General features: G+C 69.9%; 15 protein-coding genes. 5 read left to right on the plus strand and 10 right to left on the minus strand.

Annotation, left to right across the window (positions count from 1 at the left end; translation table 11 throughout):
- Nucleotides 1–76 precede the first annotated feature (76 nt).
- On the minus strand, nucleotides 77–1042 hold the full coding sequence (locus tag ACFYSH_RS06725) for a zinc-binding dehydrogenase (RefSeq protein ID WP_388751207.1): 966 nt from the start codon (nucleotides 1040–1042) through the stop codon (nucleotides 77–79).
- Between the two features lie 173 nt (nucleotides 1043–1215).
- Entirely contained in the window at nucleotides 1216–2451 is a 1236-nt protein-coding gene (locus ACFYSH_RS06730) for an NADP-dependent malic enzyme (RefSeq protein WP_359472382.1), read from the minus strand.
- 522 nt (nucleotides 2452–2973) lie between these two features.
- Here ACFYSH_RS06730 and ACFYSH_RS06735 point away from each other — a divergent pair.
- The 3 genes from ACFYSH_RS06735 to ACFYSH_RS06745 are packed head-to-tail and all read left to right on the plus strand — an operon-like array spanning nucleotide 2974 to nucleotide 5687.
- Complete coding sequence (locus ACFYSH_RS06735; protein ID WP_359472379.1) at nucleotides 2974–3933, plus strand: ABC transporter substrate-binding protein; 960 nt, start codon at nucleotides 2974–2976, stop codon at nucleotides 3931–3933.
- A gap of 27 nt (nucleotides 3934–3960) precedes the next feature.
- Entirely contained in the window at nucleotides 3961–4929 is a 969-nt protein-coding gene (locus ACFYSH_RS06740) for an amino acid ABC transporter permease (RefSeq protein WP_359472377.1), read from the plus strand.
- Nucleotides 4926–5687: an amino acid ABC transporter ATP-binding protein gene (locus tag ACFYSH_RS06745; protein WP_351281801.1), complete on the plus strand. Its 762-nt coding sequence runs from the start codon at nucleotides 4926–4928 to the stop codon at nucleotides 5685–5687. The genes ACFYSH_RS06740 and ACFYSH_RS06745 overlap by 4 nt, the downstream gene beginning before the upstream one ends.
- Nucleotides 5688–5752: 65 nt before the next feature.
- Here the strand turns inward: ACFYSH_RS06745 and ACFYSH_RS06750 are convergent, their stop codons facing one another.
- Together ACFYSH_RS06750 and ACFYSH_RS06755 are read right to left on the minus strand one after the other, a co-directional pair.
- Complete coding sequence (locus ACFYSH_RS06750) at nucleotides 5753–6526, minus strand: hypothetical protein (protein ID WP_359472374.1); 774 nt, start codon at nucleotides 6524–6526, stop codon at nucleotides 5753–5755.
- The gene (locus ACFYSH_RS06755; RefSeq protein ID WP_359472373.1) at nucleotides 6523–7026 is read right to left on the minus strand and encodes a SigE family RNA polymerase sigma factor; all 504 of its coding nucleotides are present in this window, start codon (nucleotides 7024–7026) and stop codon (nucleotides 6523–6525) included. The genes ACFYSH_RS06750 and ACFYSH_RS06755 overlap by 4 nt, the downstream gene beginning before the upstream one ends.
- 181 nt (nucleotides 7027–7207) lie before the next feature.
- On the opposite strand from ACFYSH_RS06755, the gene ACFYSH_RS06760 reads away from it, so the two are divergent.
- Nucleotides 7208–7837, plus strand: a complete 630-nt coding sequence (locus ACFYSH_RS06760; RefSeq protein ID WP_359472371.1) for a CGNR zinc finger domain-containing protein — start codon at nucleotides 7208–7210, stop codon at nucleotides 7835–7837.
- On the opposite strand, the gene sodX is transcribed toward ACFYSH_RS06760, so the two are convergent.
- Nucleotides 7741–8178 carry a nickel-type superoxide dismutase maturation protease gene (sodX, locus tag ACFYSH_RS06765; protein WP_359472369.1) on the minus strand — a complete coding sequence of 146 codons (438 nt, stop codon included), beginning with the start codon at nucleotides 8176–8178 and terminating at the stop codon, nucleotides 7741–7743. The two genes, ACFYSH_RS06760 and sodX, sit on opposite strands and share 97 nt — an antisense overlap.
- A 179-nt stretch (nucleotides 8179–8357) precedes the next feature.
- Between sodX and sodN the strand changes: the two genes are divergently transcribed.
- Complete coding sequence (sodN, locus tag ACFYSH_RS06770; RefSeq protein ID WP_033298259.1) at nucleotides 8358–8753, plus strand: superoxide dismutase, Ni; 396 nt, start codon at nucleotides 8358–8360, stop codon at nucleotides 8751–8753.
- Between the two features lie 214 nt (nucleotides 8754–8967).
- Here sodN and ACFYSH_RS06775 read toward each other — a convergent pair whose 3' ends face one another.
- The 5 genes from ACFYSH_RS06775 to ACFYSH_RS06795 form a co-directional block, all read right to left on the minus strand.
- Nucleotides 8968–9849, minus strand: coding sequence for an SDR family oxidoreductase (locus ACFYSH_RS06775; RefSeq protein ID WP_388751273.1), 882 nt, complete (start codon nucleotides 9847–9849; stop codon nucleotides 8968–8970).
- Complete coding sequence (locus tag ACFYSH_RS06780; protein ID WP_388751212.1) at nucleotides 9849–10199, minus strand: DUF952 domain-containing protein; 351 nt, start codon at nucleotides 10197–10199, stop codon at nucleotides 9849–9851. Before ACFYSH_RS06780 ends, ACFYSH_RS06775 begins: the two co-directional genes overlap by 1 nt.
- A 9-nt stretch (nucleotides 10200–10208) precedes the next feature.
- Nucleotides 10209–11213, minus strand: coding sequence for an NAD-dependent epimerase/dehydratase family protein (locus tag ACFYSH_RS06785; protein ID WP_388751214.1), 1005 nt, complete (start codon nucleotides 11211–11213; stop codon nucleotides 10209–10211).
- A gap of 124 nt (nucleotides 11214–11337) precedes the next feature.
- Nucleotides 11338–12006 carry a DUF6304 family protein gene (locus ACFYSH_RS06790; protein ID WP_359472362.1) on the minus strand — a complete coding sequence of 223 codons (669 nt, stop codon included), beginning with the start codon at nucleotides 12004–12006 and terminating at the stop codon, nucleotides 11338–11340.
- A gap of 79 nt (nucleotides 12007–12085) precedes the next feature.
- Nucleotides 12086–12682, minus strand: coding sequence for a GNAT family N-acetyltransferase (locus tag ACFYSH_RS06795; RefSeq protein ID WP_388751216.1), 597 nt, complete (start codon nucleotides 12680–12682; stop codon nucleotides 12086–12088).
- Nucleotides 12683–12738 lie beyond the last annotated feature (56 nt).

A 12738-nucleotide genomic window follows, 5' to 3' on the forward strand; every position in this document is an offset into this window, starting at 1 on the left:
CCGAAGGCCCGACGAGCCGGTGCGCACGCACCGGCCACCACGACACCCGACCGCACATGGCTTCCCGTAGCCGTGCTCACGAGGCGGTGAGCACGATCTTCCCGAACAGGTCTCCGGCGGCGAGCCGCTCGAAGCCCTCGCGGGCCCGGTCCAGCGGCAGAGTCGCATCGATGACGGGTCGCACGCCGGTTGCCGCGCAGAACGACAGCAGGTCCTCCAATTCGTCCTTGGAGCCCATCGTGGAGCCGACGATCTTGAGCTCCAGAAAGAAGACCCGGGTCAGCTCGGCGTGCGAGGGCCGGTCACCGCTGGTGGCACCGGAGATGACCAGGGTGCCGCCGGGCCGCAGCGATTTGACCGAGTGGGACCAGGTCGCCGCTCCCACGGTCTCGATGACGGCGTCGACACGCTTCGGCAGCCGCGCTCCGGGTTCGTAGGCCTCGACCGCACCCAGTTCCACGGCCCGCTTGCGCTTGGCATCGTCCCGGCTGGTGGCGAACATCCGGAGTCCGGCGGCCTTGCCGAGCACGATCGCCGCGGTGGCCACACCGCCGCCCGCCCCCTGTACGAGAACGGAATCACCGGGCCGCACACCGGCACGGGTGAACAGCATCCGGTACGCCGTCAGCCAGGCGGTCGGCAGGCAGGCGGCCTGTTGGAAGGTGAGTTCCTTCGGCTTGGGCAGAACATTCCAGCTGGGTACGGTGACCTGCTCGGCGAAGGTGCCCTGGTAGCGCTCGGTGAGGATGGAACGCGGCTCGTCCGGACCCACGCCGTGTCCGGTCTGGCCGATGACGGAATGCAGGACGACCTCGTTGCCGTCCTCGTCGATGCCGGCGGCGTCGCAGCCGAGAATCATGGGCAGCTTGTCCTCGGCGAGGCCCACGCCGCGCAGGGACCAGAGGTCGTGATGGTTGAGGGAAGCGGCCTTGACGCGGACGGTGGTCCACCCGGGTCGCGCCTCGGGCGCGGGGCGTTCCCCCAGCTCGAGTCCGTCGAGGGGCCGGTCACGGTCGATGCGGGCTGCGTAGGCGGCGAACATGGCGACGACGATAGGCCGTGACGTCGTGTGACGTAACCGTTCGCAGGTGTGACACGCACCGCCCTCCGGGCCGCCCGGCGCCAGGGGCCGGAGCCCGCTCATGGGAAAGGGCGGGGTAGGAGCGGGCCCCGCGCTCCGGGCCCCGCTTCCGCTCCGCCCTCACCCGCACGGCGTCAGCGCCGCGCGACCCCCTCCGCACGGGCGGCCGCAGCCACCGCGGCGGTGACGGCGGGAGCGACCCGCTCGTCGAACGGCGACGGGATGACGTAATCCGCGGCCAGCTCGTCGCCGACGACATCCGCCAGGGCGTTCGCCGCGGCGATCTTCATGCCCTCGGTGATCCGGGAGGCCCGCACCTGCAGCGCGCCCGCGAAGATGCCCGGGAACGCCAGCACGTTGTTGATCTGGTTCGGGTAGTCCGACCGCCCGGTCGCCACCACGGCCGCGTGCCTGTGCGCGACATCGGGGTGGACCTCGGGGTTCGGGTTGGCCATGGCGAACACGAAGGCGCCGGGCGCCATCGAGGCGACGGCCGGCTCGGGAACCGTCCCGCCTGAGACTCCGATGAAGACGTCGGCACCGGCCAGCGCCGTCTCCAGGGAGCCGGTGAGGCCGGCCCGGTTCGTGAGCTCCGCCAGCTCGCGCTTGACGTCCGTGAGGTCGTCGCGGTCGCCGCTGACGATGCCCTTGCGGTCGGCGACGGCGACGTCACCGATGCCTGCCTCCAGCAGGAACTTCGCGATGGCGACACCCGCCGCGCCGGCACCCGAGATGACGGCACGCAGATCGCCGAGCGTGCGGCCGGACAGCTTCGCCGCGTTGCGCAGCGCCGCGAGGGTCACCACGGCCGTGCCGTGCTGGTCGTCGTGGAAGACCGGGATGTCGAGACGTTCCTGGAGCTTGCGCTCGATCTCGAAGCAGCGCGGTGCCGAGATGTCCTCCAGGTTCACACCACCGAAGGAGGGCGCGAGGCGCACGACGGTGTCGACGATCTCGTCCGCGTCAGTCGTGGCGAGTGCGATCGGCACCGCGTCGACCCCGCCGAACTGCTTGAAGAGGATCGCTTTGCCCTCCATCACCGGGAGGGAGGCCTCGGGACCGATGTCTCCCAGGCCGAGGACGGCGGTGCCGTCCGTCACGACGGCCACGACCTGCGACTTCCAGGTGTAGTCGTGGACGAGCTCGGGATTCTCGGCGATGGCGCTGCACACCTTGGCCACGCCGGGTGTGTACGCGAGGGACAGGTCGTCCTTGTCGCGGATCGGGACGGTGGCCTGCACGGCCATCTTCCCGCCGCGGTGGAGGGCGAAGGCCGGATCGAAGGGCTCGTCCGCACCGCTGGGTCCTGCCGCATCGGCCATGCCGTGCGTCGTGCTGTCGCTGCGAGGATTGACGATCTCCGCTGCCATTGTGTTGACCCCTTAAGTCTTCATCAGTTGAGGGTGGCCACTCCTGGTTGAGGAGGGGTGGGCGGGCACCGCGTACGTTCCCGGCACTGAGCGGTTGGCCCGCTCCGGCAGGGGAGACACATACGCGCGGGCGCGCCGCACACGCGCCCTGAGCCCCGGATGAGGGGTGTAAAGGTCTTTCTTACCGGACGGACCGGGCCTCTTACGAGTCGGTATCGACTCGGTGACATGACTCATAGTCGAATATCTGGACAAGTCCACTAAGGGCCACAAAGACCGTCCGTAGGTCGAGACGCACCGGAGATCCTCCGGGGGCACACGCATTTTCCTGTAGAAGGTCCGGCCATGCCGTACCGGCGCGTTGAGGTTCGGGGGTCGCCCGTTACCCGATTTTGACATGACCGGCCCCCTGATTGGGTGAGTCCGAATGGCAAGATGCCCTAATCACACGAGGTGGCGACACTCGAAGGTGCGTGCGTGCCCACCTGACCAGCATTCCCTCACCGCCGGAGGATTCCGATCATGACCGCAAGCACCCTCTGTCGTACGGCCGCGAAGTCCCGGATTGCCGCGGTCTGCGCAGTCGCGGTCGCCGGCACCCTGCTGCTGACCGCCTGTGGCGACCAGACCGACAGCGGTTCGACGAAGACCGGTGACGACACCGCTTCGAACAGCGCCCCGCTCTTCGACAAGCTCCCGGAGAAGTACCGGAAGTCCGGTGTCATCAAGGTCGGCACGAATGCCGAGTACGCCCCGATGGAATCCGTCGAGAACGGCAAGATCGTCGGCGTCGACCCCGACATCGCGGAAGCCCTGGGCAAGCAGCTGGGCGTGAAGTTCGAGTTCACCTCCGGCTCCTTCGACGGTCTGATCACCGCTCTCAACACGGGCCGCCACGACATCGCCATGTCCTCCATCACGGACAACCCGCAGCGACAGCAGGGCTTGGACGACAACGGCAAGAAGCTCGGCAAGGGCGTCGACTTCGTCGACTACTTCCTCGCCGGTACCGCCGTCTACACCAAGAAGGGCAACCCCGAGGGCATCAAGTCCATCGAGGACCTGTGCGGCAGGGTCGCGGCGGTGCAGCGCGGCACCACGTACGAGAAGGCCCTGAACAAGCAGTCCAAGGCCTGCACGGACGCCGGCGAGAAGGCCGTCAAGATCGAGTCCTTCGAGAACGACACCGAGGCCCAGACCCGCGTGAAGTCGGGCGGCGCCGTCGCCGGTGTCAACGACTACCCGGTCGCCCTGGACCTGGCCCGCAAGGCGAACGGCGGCAAGGACTTCGAGGTCGTCGGCGAGCAGGTGGACGCCGGCCCGTTCGGTATCGCGGTGAACAAGGACAACACCGAACTGCGTGACGTGCTCAAGGAGGCCGTGGACGCGATCATCGCCGACGGCTCCTACCAGAAGGTGCTCGACAAGTGGGGTGCCGGCACCGGCGCGATCGACAAGGCCGCCATCAACGGCGGCAAGTGACCGGCGCACCACCGAAGGGCAGTCACCGTGACTGACAAGTTCGACAAGGCGCCCGGCGGCCCATCCGTCGCCCCGGCACCCGTCTCCAAGGCCACCACCGTCGCGCCGGAGACCATCAGAGCCGTTCCCGTCCGGCACTACGGCCGCTGGATCAGCGGCGTGGTCGTGCTCGCCCTGCTCGCCGCCCTCGTGTACGCCTTCTCCCAGGGCGACATCCAGTGGCAGGCGGTCCAGGACAAGCTGCTCGACGACACCGTCCTGGCCGGTGCGGGCCGCACGCTGATGATCAGTGTGCTCGCCATGGTCCTCGGTGTGATCCTGGGCGTGGTGCTCGCCGTCATGCGGCTCTCCAGCAACCCGGTGACCAGCTGGGTGGCATGGCTGTACATCTGGTTCTTCCGCGGCACCCCGGTCTACGTGCAGCTGCTGCTCTGGTTCAACCTGGCCCTGATCTTCCCGGTCCTCAACATCCCGTTCATCTACAAGGACGAGATGACCGATGTGATGACGCCGTTCATGTGCGCCCTGCTGGGCCTCGCCCTCAACGAGGCCGCGTACATGGCGGAGATCGTCCGGGCGGGCATCCAGTCGGTGGACGAGGGCCAGACCGAGGCCTCGCACGCGCTCGGCATGACCCAGGCGAAGACCATGCGCCGCGTGGTGCTCCCGCAGGCCCTGCGGGTGATCATCCCGCCGACCGGCAACGAGTTCATCAACATGCTGAAGACCTCGTCCCTGGTCTACGCGGTCACCTACAACGAGCTGCTGCGCTCCACGTCGCAGATCGGCTCGACCAGTTACGCGGTGATGGAGATGCTCTTCGTCGCCTCGATCTGGTACATCGTGATGACCAGCGTGTTCAGCGTGGGTCAGTACTACCTGGAGCGCCGCTACGCCCGGGGCAGCCTGCGGAGCCTGCCGCTCACCCCGTTCCAGCGGGCCAAGGTCGCCCTCACCTCCTTCAGCAACCGCCCCTCGGGAGGTGTCTCCGTATGACCGCCATGGTGAAGGCCGAGGGCGTACACAAGTCCTTCGGTCCCGCACACATCCTCAAGGGCATCGACCTGGAGGTCGCCCCGCGAGAGGTCTTCTGCCTGATCGGCCCGTCGGGCTCCGGCAAGTCGACGTTCCTGCGGTGCATCAACCACCTGGAACAGATCAACGCCGGCCGGCTGTACGTCGACGGCGACCTGGTCGGCTACCGGCAGAAGGGTGACAAGCTCTACGAGCTCAAGGACAGCGAAGTCGCCCTGCAGCGCCGGGACATCGGCATGGTCTTCCAGCGCTTCAACCTGTTCCCGCACATGACGGCCCTCGAGAACGTCATGGAGGCGCCGATCCAGGTCAAGGGCGAGGCCAAAGCCGTCGCCCGGGCCCGGGCGGAGCGGCTGCTGGACCGGGTCGGCCTGTCCGACAAGGCGAAGAACTACCCCACTCAGCTCTCCGGCGGGCAGCAGCAGCGCGTGGCCATCGCCCGCGCTCTGGCCATGGAGCCGAAGCTGATGCTGTTCGACGAGCCGACGTCGGCACTCGACCCGGAGCTGGTCGGTGACGTCCTGGACGTCATGCGCGGCCTGGCCGAGGACGGGATGACGATGATCGTCGTCACCCACGAGATGGGCTTCGCCCGTGAGGTCGGCGACGCGCTGGTCTTCATGGACGACGGTGTCGTCGTCGAGTCCGGCCACCCGCGCGACGTCCTGACGAACCCGCAGCACGACCGGACGAAGTCCTTCCTGTCGAAGGTGCTGTAAACCGTCGCGCAGTGCGAGGAGGGCGGTACGGACCCGGGTCCGTACCGCCCTCCTCGTGTTCTTCCCTACTTCTTCGGCAGCATCTCGGGACGCAGCATCAGGGTGCCCAGTTCCTCCTGGCTGATCGGCGGGGCCTTGAGCAGCGGACCCTGGGACCGTTCGCCGAGGTAGCCGCTGCTGGCCCGCACGCCCAGCAGGGACCCGTCCTTCAGTTCCAGTCGACCGGTGATCTCCCGGCCCCATCGAGGGGTGTCGTTCTGCCCCGCGTGCTCCATCGAGTCGCTCCAGGTCGTCAGGACGCTGCCGTCCGCGAGCTCCTCCCGCAGGCAGTCGGCGAGCCGCGGTCCGTCGCCCGTGCAGAGGTCGTCCTGTCCTGTATCACCGAGCCTTTCGCCCAGGGTGACGCGGTCCAGGTACTTCAGGACGAGGTAGCCGACACCGCCGTCCTTGCGGACCGTGTACTCGCCGTCCAGCGGGCCCGCGTGCGCCGTCGTCGTCGGCCGGGTCGTCGTGTTCCCGGTCAGATCGGCCAGCGAGACCCGCTCGATGCTTCCCACTCCGGGCGGCAGCAGCGCGGCGAGCCGGTCTGCCTTCCCGCTCCTGTCGGCCTGCCCGACGGGAGCCGTCGCCGCCATCGATGTCCGCTCCGTCTTCGGCTCGTCCGTGAACCCGGGCAGCGTGACCGCCCCGGTGGCAACGACCGCGAGCGCGACGGCCGATACGGCGGCCCGGCGCCTGAACCGGACCCTGGCGGCCCGGGCGTACACCGCCTCGGTGGTGACCGCGGGGTTGCCCGCGGGCGCAACGGCCCGCTCCAGCAGTTCGTGCACGTCATTCATACGAGTTCCTCCGTCATGTCCGCCGCCATGCCGGCGCGCAGCGCCGCCAGCCCCCGAGCCGTGTGACTCTTGACCGTGTTCTCCCGCATCCCGAGCAGTTCGGCCGTGGCCTCCACGCTCAGGTCCTCCCAGTAGCGCAGCACCAGCACGGCTCGCTGCCTGACCGTGAGCCGGGCGAGTGCCGCCCGGACCATCAGGCCGGTGTCCGCATCGGCCTGGTCGCCCGCGTGGTCGGGCAGTTCGCCGTACGGGCGTTCACGCCGCCAGAAACGGCGGCGGGCGGCGATGTGGGTGTTGACCAGGGTCTTGCGGGCGTACGCCTCGATGTTGTCGAGCCGCCCGTGCCGCTTTCCTCCGAGTACGACCTTGACCAGAGTTGTCTGCACCAGGTCCTCGGCCTCGTGCCGGTCGCCGCACAGCAGGTAGGCACTGCGGAACAGTGCGGTGCGTCTGCCCTCCACAAAGGCGTGCAGTGCGCCATCGTCGTCGATCCGCGTCATCGGCGCCCCTCTCCGGGCCCGCGGATGCGGACCGTCTCACCCTTCCAGTGCGCCGGGGCGGGCGGCAGGTTGCAGCGAAGTGCGATCGCCCGCTCGAACCGCATACGTAAGACCTGTTGATCCCAACCGCCCATTACCCTGGTCAGCACACCGACACAGACCGATGCCGTAAGGACTACAAGTGGAACTGGCCTATTACTCGGACTACGCCGTGCGCCTGGTCAACACCGAGGAGCCGGCCCGCAGCAAGGACTCCCTCACCACGGTCGAGTCCGTGCGGGAGCTGTTCGGCGCCACCGCGCAGGCCGCCCGCCGCGCGACGGACGCGGATGTGACCCGCTTCCGGTCGGTGCGGGCGCGGCTGCGCGCCGTCTTCGAGGCGGCCGACGGCGGCGACGAGACCCTGGCGGTCGATCTGCTCAACTCACTGCTGCTGGAGTTCCCGGTGAGCCCGCAGATCTCCGGCCATGACACCCGTGACGAGGACGGCAGGCCGGACTGGCACATGCACCTCGCCGACCACCCGTCGAACGCGACGGCGGGGTTCGCAGCGATCGCGGCGATGGGACTCGCCTTCCACCTCACCTCGCACGGCGTGGACCGGCTCGGGCTGTGCGAGGCGGCTCCGTGCCGCAACGCCTACCTCGACACCTCGACCAACCGCTCGCGTCGCTACTGCTCGGACCGCTGCGCCACCCGGGCCAACGTGGCGGCCTACCGGGCCCGCAAGCGCCTGGAGACGGAACGTGCCGGCGATACGAGGCGCAGCGCGGACACCGCCCAGCCCAGCAGCGCGAGCACCGACCGCTGATCCTTCCTCAGCGGCCGGTAGCGGGCCCGCACCCGGGCCAGCACGAGCTCTTCGGGCACCGTTCCGTAGTCCGTGCTGTCCCCGCCCGCGTAGGCGTTGTCCCCCAGCACCCACCAGCCGCCGTCGCGTCGCTCGGTGGCCCGCTTGACGACCAGCAGGTCCTGCTGGAACGGATGACGCAGGATCACCACGTCCCCGGGGCGCACGGGCGCCCCGCGCTGCACGAGCAACCAGTCCCCGTGGTAGAGCGTGGGCACCATCGAAGGCCCCGTCACCTCCACCACCTGGAACTGCCTGCGCGCCGCCCGCCCGTTCCACGGCTCCTGTGCCGGTTCCGGCATGTGGCACCTCCCGGTCCAATCCTCCAGTACACGGCTGCGCGCACCGCTCCGCATTCTGGGCCACCGGTCTCATCCTCACCCCGGACTTTTGGCCTAAGCCCTAGGGGGCAGCCGCTAAAAGCGGCTTCCTACGGAGTAATGTCCCACCTGAGAAGACGATCACGAGGAAGGACAGCTCCATGCTTTCCCGCCTGTTTGCCCCCAAGGTGAAGGTCAGCGCACACTGCGACCTGCCCTGCGGCGTGTACGACCCGGCCCAGGCCCGCATCGAGGCGGAGTCCGTCAAGGCCGTCCAGGAGAAGTACCAGGCCAACGAGGACGCGGACTTCCGCACGCGCGCCGTTCTGATCAAGGAACAGCGTGCCGAGCTCGCGAAGCACCACGTCTCGGTGCTCTGGAGCGACTACTTCAAGCCCCCGCACTTCGAGAAGTACCCGGAGCTGCACCAGCTGGTCAACGACACCCTGAAGGCGCTCTCCGCGGCCAAGGGTTCGAACGACCCGGCCACGGGCCAGAAGGCTCTGGACCTGATCGCCCAGATCGACAAGATCTTCTGGGAGACCAAGAAGGCCTGATCCACGGCCGGGCCGCCTGGCCGGCGCATGCGCCGGCCACGTCGCCGATCCGACCGCACCCGGTCCGCGGGAGCGCCGTTCACGGCGTCCCCCATGGGCCGGGTGCGGTCTTGTTCCCGGGCTGCCGTACAGCCTCTCGGCCTGGGTGGCAGCGGTGTGCTCGAACGGGGCGCGCACCCGCCGCCGCACGTGGGCGGTCGCAGGACAGGAGACGCTAGGAGTCCGGCAGGAGGTGCCGGTAGCTGTCCGGGTTCTCCCGCAGGTAGGTGGCCAGGCTCCGGGCCGGGTGGCCCGTGAGGAGCGGGACGGCGTCCGAGACGGTCTCCAGCTCACCTGCCGCGATCGCCTCGTAGGAGGTGACCCAGCCCGCCACCTCCCACTCCGGGGCGCCGTAGTGGGCACGGGATGTGTAGGCCTCCTCCCTGGTCTCGGGCACGTAGTGGATCACGCGGCCGGTGCGTCGGCTCAGTTCACCGGCCGCCTCCGCCAGGGTGAACGCCTCGGGGCCCGTGAGGTCGTACGTCACGCCGTCATGGCCGGTTCCCTCGTCCAGCAGGACGGCTGACGCCGCGTCCGCGATGTCCTCGTGGGAGACGGCCGAGACCCGCCCCTCACCACCGGGCCCGCGCAGGACGCCGTCGGAGCCCGTCATCGCGGGGATCGCAGCGAGGTACCAGCTGTCCCGCAGGAAGGTGTGGCGCACCCCGGTCATCCTGATGTGCGCCTCGGTGTGCCAGTGATCGCGTGCGAACGTGAACGTCGCGTCCGGTGCCGCGCCGAGGAACGACACGTACACGATGCGCTCGACGCCCGCGGCGAGGGCGGCGTCCACCGCCGTGGTGTGTTCCAGCACCCGTCCCGGACTCTCGTGCGCCGAGACGAGGAACAGGGTGTGCGCCCCTTCCAGCGCGCGACGCATGGACTCCCCGTCGCCGTAAGCAGCCGGGGGCGCGGCGGCCGCTCCGGGCAGCCGGGGCAGCCGGGAGGGCTCACGGCCGAGGAGGCGCACGGGAACGCCGGTCCGGACCAGCCGCGCGGCCACCCGGCCGCCGACCGCCCCGCTCGCGCCGGTCACCGCGACGAGAGGACCGATCATCATGCCTCACCCCTCTCCCGCGCCACGGTCCCGGCCCAGGGGCGCACCTCCACGACCGCGCTCACCGGCAGCGGCCCGTAGATGTGCGGGAACTCCTCACCGCCGGGTTCCATCGACTCGTACGTGACGGGCGCCGGGAGCCGGCCCGTATCGATGACCAGGACCACCAGGCCCTCGTCCTCGGGTCCGTACAACGCCCCCGCCACCGCGGGGAGCTGGTGGGGCAGCGAGCAGTGGATGAAGCCCTCCTCCCGCAGGGTGCGGCCCCGGGTGGACATCTCGTACGTCCCCGCTCTGCGGGCGGCCTCCCACAGGGGCTCTTCCGTGAGGTGCAGCAGGTGTTCGGTCATGGGGTCACGCTAAGGGCTGCCGGGCGCCGCCAGGAGCTTCGCCTCGGTGCGCGCGTCGAGACCGACGGCGGGCCGGTCCGAGCGCTGCGGGGCCGTCCCTCCGCGCTCACACAGCCAGGCCCACGTATCGGCGACGGTTTCACCCACGGGCCTGCAGCGCAGACCCGTGGCGTGCGCCTTGGTGACATCACCCTGGTGCATGCTGTCGTGGAGCTCTCCGGCAGGCAGCCAGACCGGCAGATCCGTCCACGGCTCGACACCGGCCGCGAGAAGCACCTCGGGGTCGGTCCAGCGCAGTCGGGCGCGGGCGCCTGTGACGCGGACGCAGGCGTCCAGGAGCTCGCCCATGGTCGTGTGCCCCGGCCGGCTCACCGTGTTGTACGCCCCGCCCAGGCCGTCCGCCGCGGCGTCCAGGAGCCAGTCAGCCAGGTCCCGGGCGTCGATGTACTGGAGCGGGGCATCCGGTGGCCCTGGTGCGACGACCGGCCCGCCCCTGGCCGTCCGGGCCAGCCACCACGGCAGACGGCCGATGTTCTCCCCCGGACCGAGGATCAGCCCGGCCCGGGCCAGCAGCGCCCGGTCGCCGAAGGCGTCGAGCGCCGCGAGCTCACCGCCCCGCTTGGCCAGGGCGTACGGAACATCCGCTCCGGCGTCCTGGGAGGCGCCGGCCACCAGCGGTCCGTCCTCCGGGAGCCCCGCCGGAGTGGGGTAGGCGTACACGGACCTGCTGGAGACGTAACTGAAATGCCCCACCCTGTCCGACAGCAGCCGGGCGGCGTCCCGAACGGCGGAGGGCGCGCCGCTCCAGGTGTCGACCACCAGATCCCAGGTGCCTTCGGTCAGTGCCGCGAGCCCCGCGGCACCCGTCGTGCGGTCACCGGTCAGCGTCCGGGCCCCGGCCGGCGCGGCGTGGTGGCCGCGGTGGAAGACGGTGACCTCCCATCCGCGGCCGAGGGCCGCGTCGGTGACCGCGCGTCCCACGAACTCCGTCCCGCCCAGCATCAAGAGCCTCATGCGTCGATCGTGCCCTCCTCCGCCGCAGGGAGAACGGAAACTCGCTGTCGGCAGAACAGTCGTGCCGGGTGGGCCGCTCCCGCCCGCACCGCGTCCTGACACCACGGGCGAGCCGGCACGTGGCTCAGGCCAGTTCGAGCGGGAAGGCTCCCCGGTGGCCCGTGCCGGCGCCATGGGCCGGGCGCGGTTCGAACTCCCGGCAGCTCCATATCTCCTGGACGAATGCGGTACGCCGGTCCCAGAGGCCGGCGACGTCGTCCGCGTCCGCCACGCCTCGGTAGGCGTCCTTGGCGCCGCGGAAGCAGGCGAGCCCGCCGGAAAGACCGCGGACCGGGGCCGGGAAGTAGTCGGAGAAGGCGCAGGCTATGCACGTCTGCAGATGTATGCCGGGCGGCAGGATCCGCTGGACCGTGGCCAGTGCGGCGGCGAAGTCACCCTCCGCACGGTTCGACTCGTACACCGCCCCGTCCAGATGAAGGGCGAGATACAAGTCCGGGTCCGCCCTGCGCAGGGACAACAGGCAGCTGAGCGTGGCCTGCCGGACCGTCCCGGACACCAGGACCGGGAGGGGGAGGTCCCACTCCAGCACACAGTCGTCGAGCACGCCGCCCACCAGGTCGAACAGCCCCTCCTGGACCGGCGCACCCGCCACCGGTCCCAGACCGTCGAAGCTCTCGCCCTCGAAGTCCGTGCCCCGGATGCGGATACGGAGCTGCTGTCCGTCCGTGGTGAGAATGACGGCCTCGGAACCCCGATGGTCCCGGTACCAGCCTGCCCACGACTCATCTGTCATGAGCAGGGACTGTAGCCCGTGCCCCCGGGCCGCCCTGGCGGCACCCTCCCCTTCCGTACCTCCGCCGGCGCCGGCCCGCTCATCCGGCCTGCGGCTCCCGCCACATGGGCCACATCGACGGGCCGTCAGGGAGGTCGACGGTCTGTCCGGTGAAGGTGAAACCGAGCCGCTCGTAAAGACCTCGGCTGCGCCCGCTGCTCGCCTCCAGGTAGGCGGGAACCCCCTCCCGGTCGCAGCGTTCCAGGACCTTTCTCATCAGCGTCTCACCGATTCCCTCACCCTGGCGCTCCGGGGAGACGCCGATCATCAACAGGTACTCGTGCGCACGGTCGTGCGGGTGAACGGCGCCGGTCAGCCTCCCCACCAGTTCGGCCCGCTCGTTGTCGGGGTCCGCCGTCTCCCGCATCAGCGCGGGGGTGTCCTCGCCCTCCTCCGGCGCGCCCGCCGGCACGGAGATCCAGAGGGCCGCCGCCGTACCGTCCTCCAGCAGGTCGACCCGTCCTCCGTCCAACGTGACGTCGGCGAACACGCCGAGGAACTTCCCGTGCACCGCGCGCCGGTGCTGCTCGTCGGGAAACACCCAACTGCTCACCGGGTCCTCGTGGAACGCCACTTCCAGGATCCGTACGACCTGGTCCCTGTCCCGCTGGTCCGCCTGCCGTATGCGCACACCCATGACCGGCCCCCTCCTCGCTCCGTGGTGATGGTCCAACCGACCGACGGAATACTAGA

Source organism: Streptomyces sp. NPDC005791 (genome assembly GCF_042871485.1).
Lineage (GTDB): Bacteria > Actinomycetota > Actinomycetes > Streptomycetales > Streptomycetaceae > Streptomyces.